The organism is Fictibacillus fluitans (assembly GCF_030418125.1).
In the GTDB taxonomy this organism is placed as follows: domain Bacteria; phylum Bacillota; class Bacilli; order Bacillales; family Fictibacillaceae; genus Fictibacillus_C; species Fictibacillus_C fluitans.
The window spans coordinates 42,753-67,200 of sequence record NZ_JAUHTR010000012.1; the positions used below are offsets into that span (position 1 = coordinate 42,753).

At 45.7% G+C, this 24,448-nt stretch carries 27 protein-coding genes and 1 other annotated feature; of the genes, 15 read left to right on the forward strand and 12 right to left on the reverse strand.

Annotated features, from left to right (window positions below):
• Positions 1–55: 55 nt before the first annotated feature.
• The 5 genes from QYB97_RS18785 to QYB97_RS18805 all read right to left on the reverse strand — a co-directional run bounded on the left by QYB97_RS18785 (position 56) and on the right by QYB97_RS18805 (position 1,980).
• Complete coding sequence (locus QYB97_RS18785) at positions 56–202, reverse strand: hypothetical protein (RefSeq protein WP_301167553.1); 147 nt, start codon at positions 200–202, stop codon at positions 56–58.
• Positions 203–219: 17 nt separating this feature from the next.
• On the reverse strand, positions 220–771 hold the full coding sequence (locus QYB97_RS18790) for a phosphatase PAP2 family protein (RefSeq protein ID WP_301167554.1): 552 nt from the start codon (positions 769–771) through the stop codon (positions 220–222).
• A 131-nt stretch (positions 772–902) separates the two neighbouring features.
• Positions 903–1,472 (reverse strand): manganese catalase family protein, encoded by a 570-nt coding sequence (locus QYB97_RS18795; protein WP_090235081.1) that lies wholly within the window; start codon positions 1,470–1,472, stop codon positions 903–905.
• Positions 1,473–1,496: 24 nt separating this feature from the next.
• A complete protein-coding gene (locus tag QYB97_RS18800; RefSeq protein ID WP_301167555.1) occupies positions 1,497–1,760 on the reverse strand; it encodes a spore coat protein CotJB in 264 nt (87 codons plus the stop codon).
• 4 nt (positions 1,761–1,764) lie between these two features.
• Positions 1,765–1,980 carry a spore coat associated protein CotJA gene (locus tag QYB97_RS18805; protein WP_301167627.1) on the reverse strand — a complete coding sequence of 72 codons (216 nt, stop codon included), beginning with the start codon at positions 1,978–1,980 and terminating at the stop codon, positions 1,765–1,767.
• A 181-nt stretch (positions 1,981–2,161) separates the two neighbouring features.
• Here QYB97_RS18805 and QYB97_RS18810 point away from each other — a divergent pair, with 181 nt between their 5' ends.
• Positions 2,162–2,563 (forward strand): VOC family protein, encoded by a 402-nt coding sequence (locus QYB97_RS18810; protein ID WP_301167556.1) that lies wholly within the window; start codon positions 2,162–2,164, stop codon positions 2,561–2,563.
• On the opposite strand, the gene QYB97_RS18815 is transcribed toward QYB97_RS18810, so the two are convergent.
• Positions 2,536–3,054, reverse strand: coding sequence for a gamma carbonic anhydrase (locus QYB97_RS18815; RefSeq protein WP_301167557.1), 519 nt, complete (start codon positions 3,052–3,054; stop codon positions 2,536–2,538). The genes QYB97_RS18810 and QYB97_RS18815 overlap by 28 nt on opposite strands.
• A gap of 90 nt (positions 3,055–3,144) precedes the next feature.
• Here QYB97_RS18815 and QYB97_RS18820 point away from each other — a divergent pair, with 90 nt between their 5' ends.
• Both QYB97_RS18820 and QYB97_RS18825 read left to right on the forward strand, forming a co-directional pair.
• Positions 3,145–3,924: an alpha/beta hydrolase gene (locus QYB97_RS18820; protein ID WP_301167558.1), complete on the forward strand. Its 780-nt coding sequence runs from the start codon at positions 3,145–3,147 to the stop codon at positions 3,922–3,924.
• Between the two features lie 31 nt (positions 3,925–3,955).
• The gene (locus QYB97_RS18825; RefSeq protein ID WP_301167559.1) at positions 3,956–5,020 is read left to right on the forward strand and encodes a tetraprenyl-beta-curcumene synthase family protein; all 1,065 of its coding nucleotides are present in this window, start codon (positions 3,956–3,958) and stop codon (positions 5,018–5,020) included.
• Positions 5,021–5,053: 33 nt separating this feature from the next.
• On the opposite strand, the gene mnmM is transcribed toward QYB97_RS18825, so the two are convergent.
• Positions 5,054–5,626 (reverse strand): tRNA 5-(aminomethyl)-2-thiouridylate-methyltransferase MnmM, encoded by a 573-nt coding sequence (mnmM, locus tag QYB97_RS18830; RefSeq protein ID WP_301167560.1) that lies wholly within the window; start codon positions 5,624–5,626, stop codon positions 5,054–5,056.
• Complete coding sequence (gene mnmL, locus QYB97_RS18835) at positions 5,623–6,585, reverse strand: tRNA modification radical SAM protein MnmL/YtqA (protein ID WP_301167561.1); 963 nt, start codon at positions 6,583–6,585, stop codon at positions 5,623–5,625. Before mnmL ends, mnmM begins: the two co-directional genes overlap by 4 nt.
• Before the next feature lie 181 nt (positions 6,586–6,766).
• Here mnmL and QYB97_RS18840 point away from each other — a divergent pair, with 181 nt between their 5' ends.
• The 5 genes from QYB97_RS18840 (at position 6,767) to QYB97_RS18860 (ending at position 12,106) form a co-directional block, all read left to right on the forward strand.
• Complete coding sequence (locus tag QYB97_RS18840; RefSeq protein ID WP_301167562.1) at positions 6,767–7,960, forward strand: MDR family MFS transporter; 1,194 nt, start codon at positions 6,767–6,769, stop codon at positions 7,958–7,960.
• Positions 7,961–7,975: 15 nt separating this feature from the next.
• Positions 7,976–8,653 (forward strand): site-2 protease family protein, encoded by a 678-nt coding sequence (locus tag QYB97_RS18845; protein ID WP_301167563.1) that lies wholly within the window; start codon positions 7,976–7,978, stop codon positions 8,651–8,653.
• A gap of 69 nt (positions 8,654–8,722) precedes the next feature.
• Positions 8,723–8,955, forward strand: a binding site (T-box leader).
• Between the two features lie 82 nt (positions 8,956–9,037).
• Complete coding sequence (leuS, locus tag QYB97_RS18850) at positions 9,038–11,455, forward strand: leucine--tRNA ligase (RefSeq protein ID WP_301167564.1); 2,418 nt, start codon at positions 9,038–9,040, stop codon at positions 11,453–11,455.
• Positions 11,456–11,476: 21 nt separating this feature from the next.
• The gene (locus tag QYB97_RS18855) at positions 11,477–11,785 is read left to right on the forward strand and encodes a rhodanese-like domain-containing protein (RefSeq protein WP_301167565.1); all 309 of its coding nucleotides are present in this window, start codon (positions 11,477–11,479) and stop codon (positions 11,783–11,785) included.
• Between the two features lie 129 nt (positions 11,786–11,914).
• The gene (locus tag QYB97_RS18860; protein WP_301167566.1) at positions 11,915–12,106 is read left to right on the forward strand and encodes a sporulation protein Cse60; all 192 of its coding nucleotides are present in this window, start codon (positions 11,915–11,917) and stop codon (positions 12,104–12,106) included.
• Between the two features lie 52 nt (positions 12,107–12,158).
• Here the strand turns inward: QYB97_RS18860 and QYB97_RS18865 are convergent, their stop codons facing one another.
• Positions 12,159–13,415 carry a BaiN/RdsA family NAD(P)/FAD-dependent oxidoreductase gene (locus QYB97_RS18865; RefSeq protein ID WP_301167567.1) on the reverse strand — a complete coding sequence of 419 codons (1,257 nt, stop codon included), beginning with the start codon at positions 13,413–13,415 and terminating at the stop codon, positions 12,159–12,161.
• A 206-nt stretch (positions 13,416–13,621) separates the two neighbouring features.
• On the opposite strand from QYB97_RS18865, the gene QYB97_RS18870 reads away from it, so the two are divergent.
• Positions 13,622–15,253, forward strand: a complete 1,632-nt coding sequence (locus QYB97_RS18870) for a putative polysaccharide biosynthesis protein (RefSeq protein WP_301167568.1) — start codon at positions 13,622–13,624, stop codon at positions 15,251–15,253.
• Positions 15,254–15,330: 77 nt separating this feature from the next.
• Here QYB97_RS18870 and QYB97_RS18875 read toward each other — a convergent pair whose 3' ends face one another.
• The gene (locus QYB97_RS18875) at positions 15,331–15,765 is read right to left on the reverse strand and encodes a DUF6884 domain-containing protein (protein ID WP_356948195.1); all 435 of its coding nucleotides are present in this window, start codon (positions 15,763–15,765) and stop codon (positions 15,331–15,333) included.
• A 111-nt stretch (positions 15,766–15,876) separates the two neighbouring features.
• On the opposite strand from QYB97_RS18875, the gene QYB97_RS18880 reads away from it, so the two are divergent.
• The gene (locus QYB97_RS18880) at positions 15,877–16,602 is read left to right on the forward strand and encodes a pseudouridine synthase (RefSeq protein WP_301167628.1); all 726 of its coding nucleotides are present in this window, start codon (positions 15,877–15,879) and stop codon (positions 16,600–16,602) included.
• A gap of 35 nt (positions 16,603–16,637) precedes the next feature.
• Positions 16,638–17,285, forward strand: a complete 648-nt coding sequence (locus tag QYB97_RS18885; protein ID WP_301167570.1) for a PRC-barrel domain-containing protein — start codon at positions 16,638–16,640, stop codon at positions 17,283–17,285.
• A gap of 73 nt (positions 17,286–17,358) precedes the next feature.
• On the opposite strand, the gene QYB97_RS18890 is transcribed toward QYB97_RS18885, so the two are convergent.
• On the reverse strand, positions 17,359–17,577 hold the full coding sequence (locus QYB97_RS18890; RefSeq protein ID WP_074440559.1) for a DeoR family transcriptional regulator: 219 nt from the start codon (positions 17,575–17,577) through the stop codon (positions 17,359–17,361).
• Positions 17,578–18,041: 464 nt separating this feature from the next.
• Between QYB97_RS18890 and pepV the strand changes: the two genes are divergently transcribed.
• Entirely contained in the window at positions 18,042–19,442 is a 1,401-nt protein-coding gene (gene pepV / locus QYB97_RS18895) for a dipeptidase PepV (protein WP_301167571.1), read from the forward strand.
• Between the two features lie 70 nt (positions 19,443–19,512).
• Here pepV and cysK read toward each other — a convergent pair whose 3' ends face one another.
• Positions 19,513–20,445 (reverse strand): cysteine synthase A, encoded by a 933-nt coding sequence (gene cysK / locus QYB97_RS18900; protein WP_301167572.1) that lies wholly within the window; start codon positions 20,443–20,445, stop codon positions 19,513–19,515.
• 148 nt (positions 20,446–20,593) lie between these two features.
• Here cysK and thpR point away from each other — a divergent pair, with 148 nt between their 5' ends.
• The 3 genes from thpR to pulA all read left to right on the forward strand — a co-directional run bounded on the left by thpR (position 20,594) and on the right by pulA (position 24,439).
• Entirely contained in the window at positions 20,594–21,172 is a 579-nt protein-coding gene (thpR, locus tag QYB97_RS18905; protein WP_301167573.1) for an RNA 2',3'-cyclic phosphodiesterase, read from the forward strand.
• Complete coding sequence (locus QYB97_RS18910) at positions 21,169–22,101, forward strand: diacylglycerol/lipid kinase family protein (RefSeq protein WP_301167574.1); 933 nt, start codon at positions 21,169–21,171, stop codon at positions 22,099–22,101. Before thpR ends, QYB97_RS18910 begins: the two co-directional genes overlap by 4 nt.
• Before the next feature lie 220 nt (positions 22,102–22,321).
• Entirely contained in the window at positions 22,322–24,439 is a 2,118-nt protein-coding gene (gene pulA, locus QYB97_RS18915) for a type I pullulanase (RefSeq protein ID WP_301167629.1), read from the forward strand.
• Positions 24,440–24,448: the final 9 nt, after the last annotated feature.

The following is a 24,448-nucleotide window of genomic DNA, read 5'->3' on the forward strand; positions in this document are numbered from 1 at the left end:
AAAAAGCCGGTCTTCCATGGGAATCCCCACTGGAATGACCGGCTTTTTTTTATTTTTACAGCGGCAAATCAGGAGGTTTATGCTCCATGGATTTCATGAATACAGGAAGCTTGAGGATTGGTGGCGGATTGAATCCTGAGTGGAAAGCGGGATTTATTTCTTTCACAATCATCAAACGGTTTTCCTGAAGCATATTTTTCATGTAACCCCTCCTGGAAATTATAAATGGTTAGAAACGAGATAAGCATTAACCAAGAAAACAGTGAAGATTCCTGAACTGATTCCGAGCACCATACCTGCAAGGACATCGGTAGGATAATGCAGTCCAAGGTACATCCTGGAGATTCCGACAGAGAAGCCGAGCGGAAGCAGGAGCCAGAGCAGACCCGGGTGGATCAGAGACAGCGGGATAATACAAGAGAAAACCGCTGTTGTATGCCCGGAAGGAAAGGAATGGTCTTTCAGCGGATGGCTGAAGGTTTTTGTACCCGGTATCATGAGGTAAGGGCGCTTGCGGGGATAGCATTTTTTGGAGATGGCCACAGGAATATGGCTGAGAAGGAGAGACAGGAATCCTGCAGCGGCTAACATTCTTTCATTATCAGGTGCGAGGAGCAATACAAGTAAAGTAGTAATGATTGTGGCCGTTGCCCCGCCCAAGTGGGTAATCACATTAAAGTACTTGTCCAGCAAACGATGCTGCAGTCTGCTGTTTACCCATTTGAACACTAAGCATTCTTTTTCATAAATCCAGCCGGTGACTCTCGCCATAAACATCCTCCTGTCTTAAAGCTGATTTCACCTTAAGCATACATATAGAGGATTGTCACAGTTTTAAGGGGATGTGAAGAGTTTGTAAAAATAAAAAACCACTGATTAAACAGCGGTTTTGAACATGACGGTTAGAAAACGGTCTTCCGGTCTCGTTCTTCTTTCAAAATTTCGACAGCCTCCCGGAACCTCATGGAATGGATAATTTCCCGTTCCCTCAAGAAGCGCAGGCCGTCATTGAGATCGGGATCGTCCGACATGTCAATCAGCCATTGATAGGTGGCGCGCGCCTTTTCCTCAGCTGCTATATCTTCATAAAGATCTGCAATCGGATCGCCTTTGGCCTGAATGTAAGAGGCGGTCCATGGAACACCGGCTGCATTATGATAAAACAGGGCACTGTCATGGTTCGCGTAATGTGCATCCAGTCCTGCGTCCCGCATTTGCTGCGGTGTGGCGTCTTTAGTCAGTTTTACAACCATTGTGGCTATCATTTCAAGGTGTGCAAATTCCTCCGTTCCAATATCGGTCAAAAGCCCGATGACCTTGTCGGGAATACTGTACCGCTGATTTAAGTACCGGAGAGCTGCCGCAAGTTCCCCATCCGCCCCGCCGTATTGTTCAATCAAAAATTTGGCGAGCCTGGGGTTACAGGTGCTGACTCTAACCGGGTATTGAAGTTTTTTCTCATAAATCCACATGGTCACCCTCCAATAAGATTACATTTACACTTGCCAGGGCCAAGGACCCTTGTTCCAGTCCCATGGTTTGCCAGAATAGCTGTTTCCGTACTGCTGCATGGGACCGTATTTAGATTCAATGGCTTTTTTCAGTTTTTTCCGCTCATGCGCATAATGATTAAACTGATCAATACTTGCGGTGTCATTTGGATGGGTATCAAGATACAGCGTTAATTCCACCAGCACAAAATCCACAGCCTGCAAATCTTCCAGGAGTCTGTAATAGTCGGCAGGAAGGCTATTTTCCATATGGTTAACTCCTCCGGTCATAAGGGTTTTCATAATAATCGTAGAACGCCGGCCACAGGGTTCCTTTCTGCAATGCCTCCTTAGGAGAAAACTGAGGCAGGTTAGGCGGCTGGAACGTCATGTACAGATGCGGGGGAGTGCGGTAATATTTTTTGCCGATGGGAGGACAAGGATCAAAGGGACTGTGATAAGGGGTATAGGATTTTATCGGTTTCAACAGGTTCACCTCCAAAAAAGGGCTCTTACTACTTTATTGAACGAGAGGCGGGAATATGACTTTCAGGTTTAAGAGCCTTCCGGAGTTTATCCATTTAAATAGGAAATCATCTTGTGGTATGATTTATCCAGAACAAGCATTAACTTAGGTACGGAAAAATTTAAGGGTAATGAAAGGGGAAGCCATGTACGAAGGAATCCATCACGTTTCACTTGCGGTAACTGATTTGAAGAAAGCGTTGTATTTTTATGAAGGAATCTTGGGGTTTAAAGCAGACAAGGAGCGCCCGCAGTTTGGTTTTCCGGGCGTATGGTACAGTTTTGGCACCACACAGCTTCATTTAATCGTAAACCCGCAGGGAAAAGCATTAAGAGGAACTGATGACCTGGACAGCCGGGACGGACATTTTGCTATACGGGTGACTGACATTCCGGGTCTGTTGAAAAGGCTGGATCACTTCAAGGTGCCATATCATGATAAACCGGAGAATAAGACGCCATGGCACCAGGTATATGTATGTGATCCGGACGGTAATTTAATTGAGTTTAACGGAGATCGTCAATCAGATTCAGAAAGCGACTTGTAATACTGTCCTTTTTCTTGATATTCACGGCGGATACGATCCATATCAGCAATATCTTCTTCGTTCAATTCCCGGATTACTTTAGCGGGACGGCCAAATGCCAGCGAACGAGGAGGAATCTTTTTCCCGGGCGGTACCAGGCTGCCGGCGCCGACAAATGCACCTTCACCTATTTCAGCACCATCAAGTACCAAAGAGCCCATTCCGATCAGCGCATTTTTCCGTATGAGGCTGCTATGTAAGATAACACTGTGTCCAACCGTTACCCCGTCTTCAAGGATCAGGGGGCGGTTCGGGCTCTGGTGAAGCACCGAGTTATCCTGAACATTAACACCATTGCCGATAATCGTGGGAGAAACATCTCCGCGTATGGCTGTGTTAAACCAGATGGAACTGTTTTCTCCGATGGTGACATCGCCTGTAATGGTTACATAATCTGCAATAAAGGCGCTTTTTGCAATGACTGGATTTTTTCCATTGTAGGGGTAAATCATACGATCACATCCTGTTTTCATATAAAGTAGGTTTCTAGCTTTTCATTTTATTCTAACAAAGGTTAATTATTTCGAGAAGGGGATGCTGTTATGTGGAAGTGGGAAACTAAGGATGAAGTGAAGGGTGCCGTCATCATGGTCCATGGTGCGGGTGAATACCACGGCCGTTATGAGTGGCTCATTCAGCAGTTTAATGCAGCAGGCTTTCACGTAATAATGGGAGACCTCCCCGGACAGGGAACAACCACCCGCCGCCGCGGGCACATTGATTCTTTCGATGAATACATTGACAAGATTGAAGAATGGATGACTGCGGCGGAACAGTATGGCATGCCTATATTCCTGTTTGGCCACAGCATGGGAGGGCTTGCGTCTATTCGTGCCGCAACGGAAAGGAACTTCAATATAAAAGGCATTATTCTTTCGTCTCCATGCCTGGGGCTCGCTAGCCCGCCAAAAAAGGGAATTGAAACACTTTCCAAGGTGCTCAACAGAGTAGCTCCTTCCATAAAATTTTCGTCCAATCTGGATCCTGTCAACAAAACAAGAAATGAACAGGTTCTTCTGCAGGATGCTTCGGATCCGCTGCTGGTGGAAAAGGTCTCGGTAAGATGGTACAGGGAACTTTTAAATGCCATGAAACAGGCACATCAGGAGACTGGCCGCTTTCCGAACGTGCCGCTTTTGGTCATACAGGGAGGAGACGACAGAATTGTGGATAAATATGCTGTGCGCAATTGGTTTAACCGTCTTGAACTCCATGATAAAATGTATAAAGAATACCCGGGCTTGTACCATGAAGTAATGAATGAGCCGGAACGGGATGATGTTTTTAAATTTGTGAGATCGTATTTAAATCTTCATTTTTGATTTTGGATGATCGCAAGGGGTGGAAATTGGAATGAGTGTACCGAATCAACCTTGGGCATTAATGTATCGCATCTATCGCAATGTTCTGCCCGATGTAGCACTTTTTTTAGAAAAATGGCGGGAAAAAGCAGAGGCCATTCCCAATGAAGAACTCAGGAAACAGGCTCTGATGAGCATTGATACAAAGGAATTCCATTGCCAGGGAGGAGCCATACTTGCGCTTCTGGCTGGTGATCAGCGGCAAAAGGTGATTGAGTTTGTGGTAGCCTATCAGACAATCAGCGACTATTTGGATAATCTCTGCGACCGCAGCACTTCTCTCGACCCAAAAGACTTTGAAGCGCTCCATGAATCTATGATTCACGCGCTGACCCCGGGGGCCGAACGGGAAAATTATTATCGCATGAGAGACGATCAAAATGATGGGGATTACCTTTGGAGCCTGGTTCAGACATGTCAGCGCGTATTAACGGAAATTCCGCATTATTCTTCCATTGCGGATTCACTGCTGGATCTCGCACATTATTATTGTGATTTGCAAATACATAAGCATGTGATGATTGAGGAACGGGTACCAAGGCTGCAGGAGTGGTACCACAGCCACAAGGATTCGCTGCCCGCCATGAGCTGGTATGAATTTTCCGCCTGTACAGGATCGACTCTCGGTATTTTTTGCCTGGTTTCCTATGCATCGCAGAAAAGTTTAACCGCCGACCAGGTTCAGATCATTAAAAACGGCTATTTCCCATGGGTTCAAGGTTTACATATTCTGCTTGATTATTTTGTGGACCAGCAGGAGGATGAAGAGGGGGGCGACCTCAACTTTTGCTCCTATTATGAAAACGGGAACCAGCTTCTGGAGCGGTTTGGCCATTTTGTAGAACAGGCTGATGACAGCATTAAGCGGCTGCCGGACAGCAAATTTCATAAGCTCATCAACAGAGGGCTGCTTGGCATTTACCTTGCTGACCAGAAGGTCGACCGCCATCCCGGCATAAAACAGGCGGCCGGCAAAATCATGAAAATGGGCGGGGGAATAACCTATTTCTTTTACATGAACCGAAGATTGATGCAACGACTAAAGCCTTCTATATAAAAAGAACGGAAGCTGCCCGGCAGTTTCCGTTCTTTATCTTTTTTCAATCGCCACAATAAACGGGGGATTGTTTTTTTGATTAATAAATCCGTATTGCAGCACATGGGCTTTTTGCTGATCGAGCTGCCTTGTATACTCCAAAACGGCATCCCGTTCCTTTTTTCCTTGTTCATGGCCATGGTAGATTACCAGTACGGCGATTCCCCCGGTAGCCAGCAGATCAAAAAGCTGTTCCAGCGCTTCGATTGTTGAGTCGCTCTGGGTGACAATCTCCTTATTTCCACCGGGCAAATAGCCCAGATTAAAGATGGCGGCGGCAACCGTTCCGTGGTAGTGTACCGGAATGGCAGATTTCATTGTATGGTGGCCGGCCTGAAAAAGGGTCACATTGTCAAAAGCATGTTCCTCCAGCAGACGTCGGGTGGTGTTTTGAATGGCTAATTCCTGAATGTCGAATCCAAATACCCGGCCGCTTACACCGACCAGCCGGGAGAGGAAAAGCGTATCATTTCCGTTTCCGCATGTGGCATCAATTACTGCACTTCCTTCCGATGCGGCCGTATTGAGCAATGTCCTGGCAAATGGCAGTATTCCTTCCAGATTCATAGGCGCCTCACCGCTTCCACAGAATAATATTTTCCCTGATAACTGTTTCTTCGCTCAAGTTCTCTTTCAATCGCGTTCAGGACTTTCCACTTATTCATGCTCCACATCGGGCCAATCATTAACTCAGGAGGCCCGTCTCCTGTAAGCCGGTGAATCATCATTTCAGGCGGCAGAATCTCAAGCTGGTCACATACGAGGTTAACATACGTCTCGAAGTCAAGAAACTGAAGCATTCCCTTGTCGTATTGCTTGACCATGGGTGTTTTTTTCAACAAGTGAAGCAAATGGATCTTGATGCCTTGTACATCGAGCCTGGCTACTTCTTTTGCTGTTTCCATCATCATTTCCGGAGTTTCCAAGGGAAGCCCGTTAATAATATGGGAGCATACCCGAATATTATGTTGACGGAGCTTTTGCACACCCTCTACATAGGCCGGATAGTCATGAGCGCGATTAATGAGAAGGGCGGTCCGCTCATGGACGGTCTGCAGTCCCAGTTCGACCCACAGGTAGGTCCGTTCATTGAGCTCGGCAAGGTATTCAACCACGTCATCAGGCAGACAGTCAGGGCGGGTGGCTATCGCCAGACCGACCACGTCCTTCTGCTCCAGGATGGACTCAAACATTTCCCGCAGCTTGTCTACGGGAGCATAGGTGTTGGAGAAAGCCTGAAAATAGCCAAGGTACTTGCCTTTTTTCCACTTCCGGTGCATCCGGTCTTTCACGGTATGAAACTGGGTGATTAAATCATCACGGCGGTCTCCGGCAAAATCCCCGGATCCGCTCTGCGAGCAAAAGGTGCAGCCGCCGTATGTTGCCTTTCCATCACGGTTGGGGCAATCAAAGCCGCCATCAAGAGGCACTTTGATAATTTTGTCACCAAAATGGTTTCGTAGATGGGTATTCCATGTATAAAAACGTTTGTCGCCAAAGTGGGCGGGAACGCTATAGTCTGGCAAAATTATTCACTCCTTAACTACAAAAATGCAAAACGTGCACTATATGCCATTTTAGCATGGGAAAGTCCATTCTCCAACATCGGGAGAAACGGGTAGGGGAGACAGCGTTTACAATTGTCAGCAGGCAGAAAAAGCACTACAATACTTAGGGGTATTCTTTTGCTGAAATGGGGGGCTTGAATTGCCAAAGTCACTTTGGCTGCTGGTTATCGGCATGGTTCTGAATGTAACAGGATCAAGTTTTTTGTGGCCGGTGAATACGATTTACATACATGAGCATCTCGGAAAGTCACTGACTGTGGCGGGAATTGTACTCATGATCAATTCGGGAGCCGGGGTGCTGGGCAATTTGTCTGGCGGCCTGCTGTTTGACAGGCTTGGAGGCTACAGGGCCATTCTTGCCGGAGTCTCGATCACCCTTCTGGCTCTAATATTGTTAGTGTTTTATCATACATTTTTGTTTTACGCCCTTCTTCTTGCAGTGATAGGATTTGGAATGGGAATGACTTTTCCTGGTATGTATGCCATGGCGGGAACGGTCTGGAAAGAAGGCGGGCGAAAGGCATTTAACGCCATTTATGTGGCTCAGAATGTGGGAGTGGCGCTGGGAGCAGCCGCTGGCGGACTAGCAGCTTCCATTTCGTTTCAGTGGTCGTTCATTGGAAACGCCGGCCTTTGTGCTGTATTTTTCCTGCTCGTTTTGTTTGGTTTCAAAGAAATGAGCAGCAAAGCGTCAGACGTTGCTCCGGAAACGATCTTGACGCAAAATACGAGAATACAGAACAAGCCTATGTTTACCGGATTGCTCATTTTATGCGCAGGTTATTTGCTGGCATGGGTCTGTTATGTCCAATGGCAGTCCACTATTGCCGTCTTTACTCAGGAAACAGGTATCAGTCTTAGGCTGTACAGTCTGCTCTGGACCGTGAACGGTGCACTGATTGTCCTTTTGCAGCCGGTCCTCACCTATGTACTGAAAAAATGGACCGCTGCCGCGAAATCTCAATTGCTTGCAGGCTATGTCATTTTTATTCTTTCATTTATTATAGTGAGCCAGGCTGCCTCGTTTGCCGGTTTTCTTGGAGCAATGGTGGTTTTAACGATAGGGGAGATGCTGGTTTGGCCTGGGGTTCCATCCATAGCCAACGATCTTGCCCCTGCGGGCAGGGCAGGCTTTTATCAGGGAATCGTGAACAGCACAGCAACAGCAGGACGTATGATCGGTCCATCATTTGGAGGCATTCTTGCTGACACCTGGGGGATGAATGCTGTCTTTATTGCCATTTTTGGCCTGTATTTGGTGAGCATGGCACTGACACAAGTGTACGACAGAAAGATCGCCGTTCATGATCTTTCACAGAAAAAGACCGTTTGAAATAAGGAGAGTTGAATGGAAAATTTCATGGCTTTTAATTTTCAGGAACTGCCGTTTGTCATCATATCATTGGTTTTCGCTTTTACCATTCACGAATTTGCCCACGCGTTTACCGCTTATTTATGCGGTGATCCGACAGCTAAGAATCAGGGCCGGCTGACCCTTTCGCCCATTGCTCATCTTGACCCTGTCGGCACCATTCTCTTGCTGATTGCCGGGTTTGGCTGGGCAAGGCCGGTTCCGGTTGACCGCCGCAATTTCAAGCGTCCTCACTTATATGGCATTCTTGTTTCGATTGCCGGGCCGCTGAGCAATATACTCCTTGCGGTTGTTGGCATCATTGTTTTTTATTCGCTTTTTACAACCGGCGTCGTCGACGGTGTATCGGAAAAAGGGATTGATTTTATCGACAAGCTGATAAACATGCTTGTGTATTTAAACGTCTTGCTGTTTGTCTTTAACCTGCTTCCTGTCCCGCCGCTTGACGGATACAGGGTTCTCGAAGACCTGGCACCGGACAGAATCCGGGCCAAGATGATGAAATACGAGCATTTTGGTGTCATTCTTTTTCTGGTCCTGGTTTTAACCCCGCTCGACCGTTACACGATCTACCCGATTTTCAATACCATCGTGCCTGCAGTTGCCAATGCGGTGGATAACTGGATCCGTCCTTTCTTTGAATCTGGTATATAACTAGGAAAATAGGGCTAAGCTACACTTGACAATTTGCCTTGGTATTCATACAATACAAGTTAAATATGGTAAATTACGATGATAAGGACTAGTAAAAAAGCAGAAGGAAGCAGAGAGTTGACGGATGGTGCAAGTCAACGCCCTAACCTTTTTGAACTCGCCTTGTAGTTGCGGAAGTGACAAGTAGCTTTTGCCGTGCAGCCCGCGTTAAGGGTCCAATGAGAGAGCGTGGCAAGTGTGCACGTTAATGTGGGTGGTACCGCGGCAGGTTAATTAAGTATGCACAACCTTTCGTCCCTGAATGAGTTTTAGGGGCGGAAGGTTTTTTATTTTTCCTTTATTACTTTAAAGGATGAATGTAAGTGACAGGGAGGAAGAGACAGTATGCATTACGATCATCGAAAGATCGAGCCAAAATGGCAGCACTATTGGGAAAACAATAAAACATTTAAAACCGAAGAGGATTATTCCAAACAGAAATTTTACGCTTTGGATATGTTTCCTTATCCATCGGGTGCAGGACTTCATGTTGGTCACCCGGAAGGCTATACAGCGACCGATATTCTTTCACGCATGAAGCGGATGCAGGATTACAATGTACTCCATCCGATGGGATGGGACGCGTTCGGATTGCCCGCCGAGCAGTATGCACTCGATACGGGGAATGATCCGGCGGAGTTCACCGAAAAGAACATTAATACCTTCCGCAGGCAGATTAAAGAACTTGGCTTCTCTTATGACTGGGACCGTGAAGTCAACACAACAGATCCTGAGTATTACAAGTGGACGCAATGGATTTTTATCCAGCTGTATAAAAAAGGACTCGCTTACGTAGATGAAGTACCTGTGAACTGGTGTGAAGCACTGGGCACAGTCCTTGCGAATGAAGAAGTCATCGATGGAAAAAGCGAACGCGGAGGCCATCCGGTTGTAAGGAAGCCGATGAGACAGTGGATGCTTAAAATTACTGCCTATGCCGACCGCCTTCTTGAAGATTTGGAAGAGCTGGATTGGCCGGAAAGCCTGAAGGAAATGCAGCGCAACTGGATCGGCCGTTCGGAAGGTGCTGAAGTTCACTTTGACATCGACGGACATGACAAGCAAGTTAAGGTGTTCACCACCCGTCCGGATACTTTGTTCGGAGCGACCTATCTTGTGCTTGCTCCAGAGCATTCCTATGTGAACGAGATTACTGCAGAAGCTCAAAAGCAGGCTGTTGAACAATACAAAAATGATGTGGCTACAAAGTCCGACCTTGAGCGCACCGAGCTTTCCAAAGAAAAAACAGGTGTCTTCACCGGTGCTTATGCTGTTAACCCGGTGAATGGCAAAAAGGTGCCAATCTGGATCGCAGACTATGTGCTGGCAACCTATGGTACGGGTGCTATTATGGCTGTCCCGGGGCATGACGAGCGAGACCATGAATTTGCCATGAAATTTGAATTGCCAATCATTGAAGTTGTAGAAGGCGGAGATGTAAGCAAAGAAGCATACGCAGGTGACGGGAAGCATGTAAATTCTGATTTCCTGGATGGTCTTGATAAGATAGAAGCCATTGAAAAGATCAACAGCTGGCTTGAAGAAAATAAAAAGGGTGAAAAGAAAATCACCTACCGTTTGCGTGACTGGCTGTTCTCCCGCCAGCGTTACTGGGGTGAACCGATCCCGATTATCCTTTGGGAAGACGGTACAATGACGCATGTTGCGGAAGAAGAACTTCCTTTACGACTTCCGGTGGTGGAAGAAATCAAACCATCAGGAACAGGAGAATCCCCGCTTGCCAACGTTGCAGACTGGGTGAATGTCGTGGATCCTGAAACCGGCAAAAAGGGACGCCGGGAAACCAATACAATGCCGCAATGGGCAGGAAGCTGCTGGTACTATTTGCGTTACATCGATCCGAAAAACAGCGAGGCAATTGCTGATCCGAAGAAAATTCAGCACTGGCTGCCGGTTGATATTTATATCGGCGGTGCAGAGCATGCGGTACTTCACTTGCTGTATGCGCGTTTCTGGCACAAAGTTCTTTATGATTTGGGCATAGTTTCGACAAAAGAACCGTTTCAGAAGTTGTTCAACCAGGGAATGATTCTTGGGGAGAACAATGAAAAAATGAGCAAATCCAAAGGCAATGTGGTAAATCCGGATGAAATCGTAGTTTCTCACGGTGCGGATACACTCCGTATGTACGAAATGTTTATGGGGCCGCTTGATGCTTCCATCGCATGGAGCACAACAGGCCTTGATGGATCCCGCCGTTTCCTTGACCGTGTCTGGCGCCTGTTTGTCGCAGACAATGGAGAGCTTAACCCTGCGATCACCGATGAGCAGGGAACAGATGCTTTTGAACGTGTATATCATCAGACTGTGAAAAAGATTACGGAGGATTTTGAAGGACTTCGGTTTAACACCGGCATTTCCCAATTGATGGTGTTCGTCAATGAAGCCAACAAGCAAAAAATTCTTCCGAAATATGCGATGGAAGGCTTTGTGAAGCTTCTCTCCCCGATTGCTCCGCACATTACAGAGGAGCTGTGGGAAAAGCTCGGACACACCGGGACCATTTCTTATGAAGCCTGGCCTGTCTGGGATGAAGCCAAATTGGTGGATAAAGAGGTCGAGATTGTGGTACAAATCAACGGTAAAGTAAAAGCTAAACTAAGCGTACCGGCTGATATTACACGGGAAGACATGGAGCAGGTAGCGATGGAAAGTGATGCGGTCCAAAGCAGCATTGAAGGAAAAACGGTCCGCAAGGTGATTGCGGTGCCTGGCAAGCTCGTGAATATCGTTGCCAATTAATCCATAAAGAGGTGAAATGAAATGGAAGAGCATATTGAAACGGTTACTCCGGAAGAGGTTAAAGCCAAGCTGAAAAACGGTGAGACCATTTCCCTTATCGATGTCCGTGAGGATGAAGAAGTAGCTGCGGGTAAGATTCCTGAAGCGAAGCACATCAAAATGATGGAGATCCCTGACCGTTTAGACGAAATTAACAAGGACGAAGAACATATCATTATCTGCCGTTCAGGTAAGCGAAGCGAGAATGTATCTTACTTTCTCCAGGACCATGGATATAAAGTGAAAAACATGGCCGGCGGCATGATGGCTTATGAAAGAGACTCCGAGTAAAATAAGAACCGGCTGTGTGAAAATGCGCAGCCGGTTTTTCTTTGTCTTGCTTTAAACTGCAAAACTAGAGGGATTTTTACAAAGGATTCGACGAAACCGTGGTGGAATTAGTAAGACAGGAGGTGGGGTATGCTAAAGATAAGATTATTTGATGAAGAACATGAAGAAGACCTGGAAGGTGCGGTTAATGCTTTTCTGGAGAATATTCCTGAATCCCATATCAAAGATGTTAAGTACCAGGTTTCCATCAGTGACAGTCTGAGGTCAGAAGAGGAACCGACCATATACTCCTATTCCATAATGGTAGTTTACAGCGAATAAACAAAAAAGGCTGAGAGGCAAGTGTTTTTCACTTCCTCTCAGCCTATTTATGTTACAGCAGAGCAGCGTTCGTACCGGCCAGATGCCCGGTGACAAATGCAACGGTGATGTTGAATCCTCCGGTATATCCGTGGAGGTCCAGTACTTCACCGCAGAAATACAAACCCTTCATCTTTTTGGAAGCCATGCTTTTCGGCTCGATTTCCTTAATCGATACGCCTCCGCCGGTAACAAAAGCTTTTTCAATAGAAAGCGTTCCGTTCACCTCTAATGGGAACCGTTTAAACAGTGAAGTGAGCTTCCGCAGACTTTGCTTGTTCACATGCTCGCCGGTGACCTCAGGCGGTATTTCCGCTTCTTCCAGCAAAAACAGGAGATACCGTTCGGCAAGAAACCCTTTTAAAACATTTTTTATTGCCTTTTTTGGATCATTTTTCAAAAGGTTGTTTACTTGCTGAAACAGTTCCTCTTCATTTTGATCGGGAAAGGCATCGATGCTCATAGAAATGGTCTTCGCATTAAACTTTTTGAGAGCTTTTACTACATATTGGCTCGACCTGAGAACAGCGGGCCCCGAAATGCCGAAGTGGGTAAAAATCATGTCGCCTTTATGAGCTTTGATCAGCTTGCCCTTTGGATTCCAGACAGACAGCTCTGCCTGGCGGAGTGACAGTCCCTGAAGGGTTTTTGATTTAATAAAGGGCTCGGAAGAGGTGATGGGAACCTCTGTCGGATAAAGCTCAGTGATGGTATGGCCGGCTTTTTTTGCCCATGCATATCCATCCCCGGTTGATCCGGTATGCGGTACCGATTTTCCTCCGACGGCAATGATCACGGCCTTGGCGGGTATGACGGTGCCGTTTTTCAAAACGACTTCTTTTACCTCTTCGTCCGCATAGTTGATGGTTTCGACTGGCGCGTTGGTCCAGATTTTCACACCGAGGGATTCAATTTTCTGTAACAAGGCCGCAACCACATCGCCTGCCTTATTGCTGACAGGAAACATTCTGCCATTGTCTTCTTCTTTTAACGCAATGCCCAGTCCCTCAAAAAAAGAAATAATATTCTCGTTATTAAAGATGGAAAATGCACTGTATAAAAAACGCCCGTTTCCGGGAATGTGTTTGATGATTTCATCAATGGGCAGCCTGTTGGTGACGTTGCACCGTCCTCCGCCTGAAATGGCAAGCTTCCTGCCAAGCTTTTCCCCTTTATCGATGAGCAGTACTTTTCTGCCCTTTGATGCTGCTGCGGCTGAAGCCATGAGTCCTGATGGCCCTCCGCCGATGACAACCACATCATATTTCATGTTTGCACCTGCTTCCTTTTCTGCCAGGCTTTTAAACCGGGTCTTGTAAAACACGTTCATTTCATACAATCAAAAAGATACCATAAATTTTATCAAATTAAAAATTCTGTTTCATTTGATCGCTTGTGTTACAATACTAATGTTGTTTTAAGAGATCACATTAAAAGATTGCATAGTTGCAGCATTTAATAGTAGGAGATGGATTCATGTCTCGGTTATTGCGAGGAACGTTAATATTAACAGCAGCAACATTTTTTTCAAAGTTTATCGGTATGCTATACATTATCCCTTTCAATGCACTTGTCGGCACGAAGGGGCTTGCGTTATATGGATATGCCTATAATCCCTATACGGTGCTGTTAAGCATTGCAACGATGGGAGTTCCGCTGGCTGTTTCAAAGTTTGTATCGAAGTATAATACGCTCGGAGATTATGAGACCGGAAGAAGATTATTAAAATCGGGACTTTGGATCATGAGCGCCACCGGCTTTGTTGCTTTTCTGATACTGTACTTCATGGCTCCCGGACTTGCGTCAAATATTCTGGGAAAACACGACGGAGTCGGTAATTCGGTCGAGGACATCACGTTTGTAATCCGGATGGTAAGTACCGCCCTGATTTTTGTTCCTTCCATGAGCTTGATCAGAGGGTACTTTCAAGGGTTTCAATCCATGGGGCCTACTGCTGTTTCGCAGGTGATTGAACAAATTGTCCGTATTTTGTTTATTTTGATTGCCAGCTACATCGTCATTAAAGTAATGCATGGCGATTTAACCACCGCTGTCGGACTTGCTACGTTTGCGGCTACAGTCGGTGCAGTCGGCGGTTTGCTTGTTCTGATCTGGTACTGGAACCGCAGACGGCCTTATCTGAAAAAACTGTATGAAGAATCCACGGTTGAATCCACGGTGTCGCTGCCTGCGATTTATAAAGAAATCGTCTCGTATGCCATTCCATTTGTAGCGGTAGGGCTTGCCATACCACTATATAAAAATATTGATCAGTTTACCGTAGTTAATACACTGCAAAACGCGGGATACACCCTGAAAAAAGCAGAAGCTGTGTTTGCGATGGTCACCCAGACTTCCCACCAGCTGGTCATGATTCCGGTGTCGCTTGCTACCGCCTTTGCATTGACGCTGATTCCGGTGATCACGAAGTCTTATACAGAAGGTGACCGGGAAAACCTGAACAAGCAGATCACTCAGGCCTTCCAAATCACCCTGTTCCTGACGGTGCCGGCGGCTATCGGGCTTTCGGCCCTTGCCTATCCGGCGTATGGTACGCTCTTTACCCTGGGGGACATCAAGCTTGGAGGACAGATTCTCGAATGGTATTCTCTGTCCGGAATCTGGTTCGCCATGTTTACTGTGACAGCAGCAGTAATGCAGGGCCTTAACCGGCAAAAATTTGCGCTTTTCAGCATGCTTGTAGGAATTCTGTTTAAGCTGTCGCTGAATATACCGCTCGTTCTTTTATGGAAGGGAGTCGGATCCGTCATTGCCACTAATATTGGCTATACGGTCTCCATTTTAATTAACCTGTATGTCATCAAGAAATACGGGGAGTTTTCTTATAAGTGGGTCATTCGGCGCTCCATCCTGATTCTTGCTTTTGGTTTGGTCATGGCTGCTGCTGTCGTTTATCTGGTAAAAGCTCCGATTGAACAATCATTTGATGGTGTTTATACAAAAGCAAGAGGCGTTATCGTGCTGGCTGCAGGTATCATTTCGGGAGGACTTGTTTATTTCTTCCTCGCTTACCGTTCAGGCCTGATTGGCCTTATACTGGGACAGAGGTTCAAATTCCTGAAACGGAAAAATCAAAAAGCCACATAGAAAGAAGGTCCTGTAACAGGACCTTCTTTCTGCAGTGATGGCTTTGTGGGTCGTGCTGTTTGCTAAACTCCGGGAATTCACTTGGGATTGACTTTTTGTTCATCATACCATTTTAATTGGTTGCCGATACTATATCCCTGCAGGGGTACTTCAAATTGGTATCCCACACGGCTGAGCGCAGGCTGAAGATGCTCGCGATATACCCAGCCGCCATGGAGGAAAACCGTGGTTTCTTCCGGTTTTTCATGAGTGAGCAGTTCATCAATGACCTTACGTGCCCATTCCTGCTTTTGTTTGGATGAGAAATTTTTAATGGAAACATTATAAGGCTCAATCTCCTCATCCTGAGTAAGAAACCCTTCTTTTGCACTGTAAAAATAAAAGGCATCATAATGTTCCTTTGCATAATGAACAGATTTCGTAAAGAGTGGGCTTATGTATAATTCAATCGCAGTTGCGGGATGGTTCAGTTTTTTTCTGGCAGTAGCCAGCAGGCCAATTTTCCGCTTCATCACATAATCTCCTCCTATAGTACTAAAATACCCGCATTTAATAATTATAAAGCAAAAATTTCAAATTATATAGGAAAATATACTTATGAAAAGAAAAGAGGTATAGCCATGATTCGCATTGATAAATTATTAGCCAATATGGGATTTGGAAGCCGGAAAGAAGTAAAACAGTTATTGAAATCAGGTGCTGTTAACGTGGATGAAACAGTTGTGAAAGACAGTAAAACAAAAGTGGATCCAAACGGACAAAAGGTGACCGTTCATGGTGAGGAAGTGATTTATCAGGAAACCATCTATCTGATGATGAACAAACCTCCTGGGGTCATTTCTGCAACGGAAGACCGTGCTCAAGAGACAGTAATTGACCTTCTGGAGGAGAAGGACAGGGTTCTTTCTCCATTTCCGGTGGGCCGGCTGGACAAAGATACAGAAGGCCTGCTCATACTTACGAATGACGGACAATTGTCCCACTCGCTTTTATCCCCTAAAAAGCATGTACCTAAAACCTATTTTGCAAAAATTGACGGCTTTGTTACCGAGGAAGATGCAGAAGCCTTCAAACAGGGTGTTACGCTGGAGGATGGCTACCTCACCAAGCCCGGGGAACTTGTTATTCTCCATTCCGGAGAGAATTCCGAAATTCAGCTTACCATTACAGAAGGCAAGTTTCATCAGGTAAAACGGATGTTTGAGGCAGTCGGGAAAAAAGTAACCTACCTGCAACGGATACGGATGGGCAATCTTGATCTCGATGAAGAATTGAAATTGGGAGAATACAGAGTATTGACGGAGGACGAATTGGACCGGCTGCAGGACGGAGAGGTTTTTTCTCGCTGATATTGGGGTAAAGCCTCCAAAAGGAGGAATGTTTCATGCTTATAAAAGGAACAGATTTGCTCGACAAAAAAGTCCGTCATGCACAAGCCAATGAAGATCATATTGAATTGAATGGCATTCTTCTAAATAAATATGACTTTTCCCTGTGTTATCTTACATTTGAGGAGGCCGTTCCTGCAGATGCTGGTAATGAGAAGTCATTTGAGGCTGTCGACAGGAGTGTCCTGGATATGCAGGCAGCGACAAGCGGAATCGGTTCACAGAGTACACCATTAAGCGGAACAGGATATCCTGTTGCCACCAAAACAACAATAAAAGAAACATACTATATTCCGTGGCATGAGATTGTTTCACTGGATGACGATATCGTCTATCAGGGGAATGAACGGCAGCTGCAAGAGCCGGAAGAATGTATGGAATCCACCCTATTTAAGGGTTGGACATTGGAAACCATTGACGGAGACAAAATCGGTAAAATTCAAGATTTGATTCTCGATACCATTGCAAAGAAGGCAGTAGCTCTAGAAGTTACCGAGGGCTTTTGGTCCAAGCTGATGGGGGAAGGCAACAAGTATATGCCCATTGCGGGAGAGCCGAACTATGCAGAGGAAAAATGGATTGTTGAAACAGAACTCAAGGATCACCTGGTAAATTCCAAAGAAGAAATTCAGCCGATATTTTAAAAATTCGCAACAAAAACCCCTGTCCACTTCCGGCAGGGGTTAACTTATGGATGCAAGAAACGGATTCTCTTGCTTAAGATACTTTTACTTTTTTTGAGGTCGCCTGCCACAATCCGCGGCTCGGGCTTGTTACCAGGTTGTTATACGCCAATACATTTAAGTCTCTCTGGATCGTACGCTGCGTAGTTCCAAATTCTTCAACCAATTCTCGTGTTGTAACAGTCCCTTTCTTTTTGATAAAAAGATACATGGATTTTACACGGTTCAACATACGGTTAGTTGAAGGACTCAAAAAACCACTCCCTATACAGTATTGTTGGTTCATAATAAATTATAGTGATAGTTCATTAATTTATTATGATGAATTGTTTAAGTTTTCTTTAAATACGAGAATGAACATAAAAAGCGAAGACTCCACTTTAGGTTCTTCGCTGCTTGGCCATGATCTTAAGTATCATGTTTCTCTATATCTCGGATGATTGGCGGCTTTGCAGCATAGAATGGGCACTGTTTCAGTTACAAAAAACAGGCATTCATTTGTACGAATATAACAACCACACCTCCTATTTACGCGATATTATACTTCAATTTTCGAAAAAAAGCAAGCAAATAAGCTCTTTTCCGAACGTTTTTTAATATATTTTCATTTTTTTGATCCAATCGGCTAAAATAGAAGAAGGTTTTGACCATTATAAGGATGAACCATCCGGAAATGGTAAATCATACATATAGATCCAGAAGAAAGGTGAACCATCTATGAACCCAATAAATTGGAAAAAAGAAGTCGAGAAAAGAAAAGATTCTTTTTTGAAAGATACACAGGGACTTCTTCAAATCAGAAGTGTCCTTGATGAAGGAAAAGGAACAAAGAATGCGCCGTTTGGTCCTGAAATTGCGGCTGCTTTGGACTACATGCTTAAGCTGGGGGAAGACGGGGGCATGACTGTCAAAAATGTGGATGGATTCGCCGGCCATATTGAAATGGGGGAAGGGAAGGAACTGATTGGGGTTCTCGGCCATTTGGACGTTGTCCCTGAAGGCGACGGCTGGAGTGTGGATCCTTATGGAGGAGAAATCAAGGATGGCAAGATTTTTGCCAGAGGAGCCATCGATGACAAAGGCCCTACAATGGCGGCATGGTACGGAATGAAAATCGTTAAAGAATTAAATCTCCCATTATCCAAACGCGTCAGGCTGATTCTTGGAACGGACGAAGAAAGTCAGTGGAGATGTGTCGAGCATTATTTTAAGCAGGAAGAAATGCCTTCTGCCGGTTTTGCTCCAGATGCGGATTTTCCAATCATTCATGCAGAAAAAGGCATGATGAATGTAACAATGCAGCAAAAAAAACGTAATAAAGAGGAAGAGCCAAACGCTGTTTTGCAATCCTTTAAGTCGGGTTTGCGCCTGAATATGGTTCCAGACCGGGCGGAAGCTGAGCTGAAATTACGGGAAAAATGGAACGAACGTTTTCAGGATTTTTTAAGCGAAAACCACTTAACGGGCGAAATAGAGGAAGAGGGGGACGTGCATCACTTTTATCTGACGGGGAAATCCGCACACGGCAGTACTCCTGATTTTGGAGTGAATGCGGGGGTTATGCTTGCAAGCTTCCTGTCTCAACTTCCTCTGGATGGACAAGGGCTTTCTTTCGTCCACTTCATTAATGAACATCTGAAGGAAAGCACGGGAGAAAAGTTAGGAATCAAGGCGGAAGATGAAGTAAGCGGGGCACTGACCGTAAACCCCGGGGTGTTCAGCTATACCAGCGAATGTGGAGGTTCCATCGGTCTGAATATCCGTTACCCTGTAAAACACTCGGGTGATGCCGTACAAATGACTCTTGGAACATTGGCGGAAAGAGAAGGATTTACGATTGAGGTTACCAAGCACACAACTCCTCATTTTGTGGATGAACAGCATATCGTTGTACAAACGCTGAAAAAGGTATACGAAGATCAGACGGGACGCACGGGGAAACCGATTGCCATAGGGGGAGGAACGTATGCCCGATCGCTTGAAGCCGGAGTAGCGTTCGGTGCTTTGTTCCCCGGAAGGGAAGACGTAGCCCACCAGAAGGATGAATATATGTTTCTGGAGGATTTGTTCAGTGCTGCGGCCATCTATGCAGAGGCCATTTATGAACTGGCTAAATAAAAAGGCAGCTGAAAGTGAAAAAGGTGGCCATCCCGCTTGATGCGAATGATGGCCACCTTTGCTGTGTATATTAAAATTGAAACAAATCAGAGGACAGATAGCGTTCTCCTGAATCACATGTCATGCAAACAACAATATCGTCCTTGGAAAGTTTTTTTGCCACCTCAATAGCTCCGTGAACGGCAGCTCCGGATGAAGGGCCGACCAGAATACCTTCTTCTGCCGCAAGCCTTCTCACAGCTGTATAGGCCGGTTCATCTTCCACCCTGATAATTTCATCGTACACCTTTTGATTGAGGATAGGAGGGATGAAACCCGGGCTGGTTCCGACAAGCTTATGTTTTCCCGGCTTTCCTCCGGACAATACAGGCGATCCTGCTGGCTCAACCACGTGTACGGTCATTTCAGGAAAAGCCTCTTTTAATGTTTCGCCAGTACCGGTGATGGTACCGCCTGTACCTGCGGGAGCGATGAAGGCACTTAACGGCTTATCAAGTTCTTTCATCGCCTCAATAATTTCAACGGCGGTTGTGGTACGGTGCGCATCGGGATTGGCTTCATTTTCAAATTGCATCGGCATGAAGCTTGTATCCGGGTTGGCCGCCAGCAATTCTCTTGCCTTGTTAATGGCACCCGGCATCTTTTCCTCTCCCGGAGTAAGAACAACTTTCGCTCCATACGCTTTCAAAAGGTTGATTCGTTCCGCCGTCATGGTATCCGGCATTACAATGATCGATTTATATCCTCTGGCTGCAGCATTCATGGCTAATCCGATCCCTGTGTTGCCGGAGGTCGGCTCAATAATCGTATCTCCGGGTTTTAACTGTCCCGATTGCTCAGCCTGAACCAGCATATGATATGCCGCCCTGTCCTTCAGGCTTCGGCTTGGATTATAGAATTCGAGTTTGACATAAACAGCTGCTCCTTCTGGATCGGGCAGGCGGTTTAAACGGACAAGAGGGGTGTCTCCGATCAGGTCCGCGATGTTTTGAACAACTTTCATTGGTTTGCACATCCCTGTCTTTTACTGATTATTATGTGTAAAAGTATATCAAATGAAGCTTTTAAATGAAAATCTTCCGGCTTTGTGGGGCTTAGGCGCCTTCTTTTTGGTAAGATTAAACTAATTCCTGATAATGGAGATGGTACTTTTGAACAGACACATTTTTGCGGCGGTCCCTCTTCCTGTACATATAAAAAATGCCATTCATGATACTGCAGGTGGTTTAGAAAATAAGGTCCCTTTTAAGCAGTGGGTTCATCCGGATGATCTGCATATCACCCTGTCCTTCCTTGGACAGGCAGAGATAACTAAAGTACGTCCCTTGAAAGAAATCTTGCACGGGGAACTGCTGGACATTCCTGCCTTTACGCTGACTCTTTCTGATCCCGGCTTTTTTGGAAAAAAACAGCAGCCCCGTATTTTCTGGCTTGGTGTTGAGAAAGAGCCGGCCTTAATTGAACTTCAAAAAAAAGTGCACCATTCCTGCGAACAGGCAGGTTTTACACTGGAATCAAGGGCCTATTCCCCTCACGTCACCCTCGCTAAACGGTGGAAGGACCCTGATTCTACGATTAATGAAGTATTTGACGGGCAGGAGCTGTCTTCATTGTCGGGCCGGTCTTTTGATGTGAATGCGATCGTGCTTTACGAAACCCACCTGGATCAGGTTCCTAAATATAAAGTGATAGAAAAGATACCTCTTAAAGGGGAACTCCCTGATTCATGAAAAAAGAGTGCTTTTTTATAATTAATGCAAAAAGCAATAAAGCGAGAAAAGCCTGGGATGCCGTAAAGGAGATCCTTGCTGCAGAAGGAGTTCCTTACCGCGCTTTTTTCACAAACGGCAAAGGGGACGCCAAAAAGCTTGCGGAAACGGTTCAAAGCATCCATGGTAATCAGGCACAAGCCATCATTGCGGTCGGCGGAGACGGAACCATTCATGAGGTGGTTAACGGGCTAAACAACAAGGATATACCGGTTGGGTTTTTGCCGTGCGGTTCGGGCAATGATATTACCCGCGGGCTGGGAATTCGGAATAAGGAACATATGGACTCATTTATCAAGCATCGTTTAAGCTCTGAAAAAAGTGAGCGGAAAATGGATGTGGGATATTTGAAGAGTGCCGGTATCGGCAAGTTCGAAAAAAGGTTTGTAAGTGTTGCGGGAATCGGATTCGATGGGGAAGTAACGAGATTGACGAACATCTCCTGGTATAAAGACTGGCTCCAGCGGGTCGGGCTCGGAGGCTTTTCCTATACCATCAGCACGCTGCGGCTGCTTTTCTCATACCAGCCAGGGGATGTGACACTTAAGCTCGACGGAAGAACCTATGAATTTAACTCTGTGTGGCTGATTGCAGCCGGCAATTTGCCTTTTTACGGAGGCGGGATGAAAATCTGTCCTTCAGCTAATCCTTATGATGGAAAACTGGAAATCTGCATTGTACATAATTTAAGTCCTTATCAATTGCTGATCCTTTTTTTTACTGTTTTTTTCGGCCGCCACATAAAGAAAAAAGGGGTCACCATGCTTACCGGCACCGAACTCAGCATTGTCAGCAAGACACCTCTTACTGTCCAGGCCGACGGGGAAGTTATTGGCTCTACGCCTTTGGAGTGCAGGGTGCTCCCTTCCATGCTGACGATAAAGGTGTAGTTCCGTATAAAGTTTCAAAAGCCAATTCTGTTTTTTATATCTTTGGATAAAATAATAAGAGAGTATGGTTTCAAGCAGGCTGGTTTAAAGGTAAATAACAAGCATGAGCAGGTAATACATAAACGCCGCAATTATTCTGTAAAGCCATGGTTGAAACTGGGGGTGCAGTATACTGGACACAGAAAACAGAACGATTAATACAGATCAAATCGAAGCTTACCTGGATACCTTCACGATGATTACCCTTGTAATATTTACCGAGGTGTCAAGGGAAGCACAATTTGAAGTGACAGATAATGAAAGGGGTTACCCGCTCAAAAAGATCTCGGAACAGCGGCTGGAGGATCGTCTTCTCTTTCATATGGTGCTTGATGAGAAAATCCCCCTTTACCGCGACTATTGGGTGGTTTGCCCGGACGGCAGCAGGATTCCCCTCAAAACAGGCGCTGTTGTAAGAACGGGTGAGTTTGACGAATTATATGCGTACGACAAGCGTGATTTGGGAGCCGTTTATTCACCCGGGCAGACCGTATTCAAATTATGGGCGCCGACGGCTTCCTCTGTCCGCTTAAAGCTGTTTACCAATTCAAGTACAGCTTTTGAATACTCCATGAACAGGGAGGAAAAGGGTGTTTGGACCGCAGTGCTTGAAGGGGATCATCATCTGCATGAGTATACCTACCTCGTTCGTGTAAATCACAGTGTGAATGAAGCGGTCGATCCCTATGCGAAAGCTGTTACGGTCAATGGAACCAGGGGAGTAATAGTGGATATGAATAAAACCCATCCTCCGGGGTGGGACGAAACCCCTGACCTTCCTCAGATTAATAAAACAGACAGCATTATTTACGAGCTGCATGTCCGGGATTTTTCCATTCATCCATTAAGCGGGATTCAATACAAAGGAAAGTTTAAGGGACTTACAGAAAGCGGGACCACAGTCCCCGGTCCATACAGTACAGGTCTTGACTATTTAACATCACTCGGGATCACTCACGTGCAAATTTTGCCTGTTAACGACTATGGCAGCATTGACGAATTAAAAGCCGATACCGAGTACAACTGGGGGTACGACCCCTTGCACTTCAATGTACCTGAAGGATCATATGCCACAGACCCGGCTGATCCGGTAACAAGAATCAGAGAGTTTAAATCACTGGTCTCAGCCCTTCATCATAAAGGGCTTCGTGTGATTATGGACGTCGTATATAATCATGTGTTTATCCGTGAAACGTCTGACTTTGAAAAAATTGTCCCCGGCTACTATTTCAGGTTTGATTACGGCGGAAATCCGGTGAATGGGACGGGTGTGGGAAATGATACCGCATCTGAGCGGTATATGATGAGAAAGTTTATCCTGGACTCGGTTCTTTTTTGGAGAAGTGAATATCAGGTGGATGGCTTTCGTTTCGATTTGATGGGCATCCATGATATTGATACAATGAACCTCCTGTATACCGAGCTGTCTTCCATAGACCCGTCCATCTTCCTGCTCGGGGAAGGATGGAAGATGAACACTTGGCTTGATGAAGATCAAAAAGCCTGTATTGACGCTGCTGTTCGGATGCCTGGAATTTCTTTTTTTAATGACCGTTTTCGTGATCATGTGAAAGGCAACATATTTAACGAAGCCCAGGGAGGCTTTATCAACGGGAATACAGCCATGCTGAACGGGCTGTATGAAAATGTTTCCGGCAACAGCGGTGATCAAGGCCTGTTTAATACACCGGGCCAAAGCATTAATTATATTGAATGCCATGATAACCATACATTATGGGACCGTTTGAAAATCCTTCATCCACAGGAGGACGAATCTATTCTTCGCAGGCGCCATTTACTTGGTACCGCCCTGGCCCTATTTTCGCAGGGAGTCCCCTTTATTCATGCAGGGCAGGAATTTTTCCGTACAAAGCAGGGAGATGGCAACAGTTACCGTTCGGGAGATCTTATTAATCGTCTGGATTGGGAGCGGAGGGCGAAGTTTGCTGCGGATGTACAATATGTTCAGGAGCTCATTCGGATCAGACAGCGTCATCCGGCATTTCGAATGAATCATCCCGGTGACATTGCCGCTCATGTATCCATGGTTGGCGATCTGCCTGATGGCGTGTTTGGGGTTATTCTTAAAAGGGTGGGTAAGATGGATACATGGCAGGATATCGTTCTCTTTTTCAACGGCCATCTTGAAGAAAAAAATGTGGCTCTTCCAGAACCGAAAAAATGGCGGGTTGTCGCTGAAGACATGGAAGTAAAAGAGGATGGGCTGTATGAGACAGAGACAGGAAAACTGCTGCTGCCTCCTCTTGGATTTACTATGGCTGTACAGCATTCATTGTAAAAACCTGAG

What these genes read in the sequence shown, in the direction of transcription:
- leuS (WP_301167564.1), top strand. Translation starts at nt 9,038, where the DNA reads ATGCATTACGATCATCGAAAGATCGAGCCAAAATGGCAGCACTATTGG.
- QYB97_RS18815 (WP_301167557.1), bottom strand. Translation starts at nt 3,054, where the DNA reads ATGATTTACCCCTACAATGGAAAAAATCCAGTCATTGCAAAAAGCGCC.
- QYB97_RS18870 (WP_301167568.1), top strand. Translation starts at nt 13,622, where the DNA reads ATGTCTCGGTTATTGCGAGGAACGTTAATATTAACAGCAGCAACATTT.
- QYB97_RS18910 (WP_301167574.1), top strand. Translation starts at nt 21,169, where the DNA reads ATGAAAAAAGAGTGCTTTTTTATAATTAATGCAAAAAGCAATAAAGCG.
- QYB97_RS18855 (WP_301167565.1), top strand. Translation starts at nt 11,477, where the DNA reads ATGGAAGAGCATATTGAAACGGTTACTCCGGAAGAGGTTAAAGCCAAG.
- QYB97_RS18865 (WP_301167567.1), bottom strand. Translation starts at nt 13,415, where the DNA reads ATGAAATATGATGTGGTTGTCATCGGCGGAGGGCCATCAGGACTCATG.
- QYB97_RS18845 (WP_301167563.1), top strand. Translation starts at nt 7,976, where the DNA reads ATGGAAAATTTCATGGCTTTTAATTTTCAGGAACTGCCGTTTGTCATC.
- QYB97_RS18885 (WP_301167570.1), top strand. Translation starts at nt 16,638, where the DNA reads ATGCTTATAAAAGGAACAGATTTGCTCGACAAAAAAGTCCGTCATGCA.
- QYB97_RS18825 (WP_301167559.1), top strand. Translation starts at nt 3,956, where the DNA reads ATGAGTGTACCGAATCAACCTTGGGCATTAATGTATCGCATCTATCGC.
- QYB97_RS18860 (WP_301167566.1), top strand. Translation starts at nt 11,915, where the DNA reads ATGCTAAAGATAAGATTATTTGATGAAGAACATGAAGAAGACCTGGAA.
- QYB97_RS18785 (WP_301167553.1), bottom strand. Translation starts at nt 202, where the DNA reads ATGAAAAATATGCTTCAGGAAAACCGTTTGATGATTGTGAAAGAAATA.
- QYB97_RS18795 (WP_090235081.1), bottom strand. Translation starts at nt 1,472, where the DNA reads ATGTGGATTTATGAGAAAAAACTTCAATACCCGGTTAGAGTCAGCACC.
- cysK (WP_301167572.1), bottom strand. Translation starts at nt 20,445, where the DNA reads ATGAAAGTTGTTCAAAACATCGCGGACCTGATCGGAGACACCCCTCTT.
- QYB97_RS18875 (WP_356948195.1), bottom strand. Translation starts at nt 15,765, where the DNA reads ATGAAGCGGAAAATTGGCCTGCTGGCTACTGCCAGAAAAAAACTGAAC.
- mnmM (WP_301167560.1), bottom strand. Translation starts at nt 5,626, where the DNA reads ATGAATCTGGAAGGAATACTGCCATTTGCCAGGACATTGCTCAATACG.
- pepV (WP_301167571.1), top strand. Translation starts at nt 18,042, where the DNA reads ATGAACCCAATAAATTGGAAAAAAGAAGTCGAGAAAAGAAAAGATTCT.
- QYB97_RS18800 (WP_301167555.1), bottom strand. Translation starts at nt 1,760, where the DNA reads ATGGAAAATAGCCTTCCTGCCGACTATTACAGACTCCTGGAAGATTTG.
- QYB97_RS18820 (WP_301167558.1), top strand. Translation starts at nt 3,145, where the DNA reads ATGTGGAAGTGGGAAACTAAGGATGAAGTGAAGGGTGCCGTCATCATG.
- QYB97_RS18810 (WP_301167556.1), top strand. Translation starts at nt 2,162, where the DNA reads ATGTACGAAGGAATCCATCACGTTTCACTTGCGGTAACTGATTTGAAG.
- QYB97_RS18790 (WP_301167554.1), bottom strand. Translation starts at nt 771, where the DNA reads ATGGCGAGAGTCACCGGCTGGATTTATGAAAAAGAATGCTTAGTGTTC.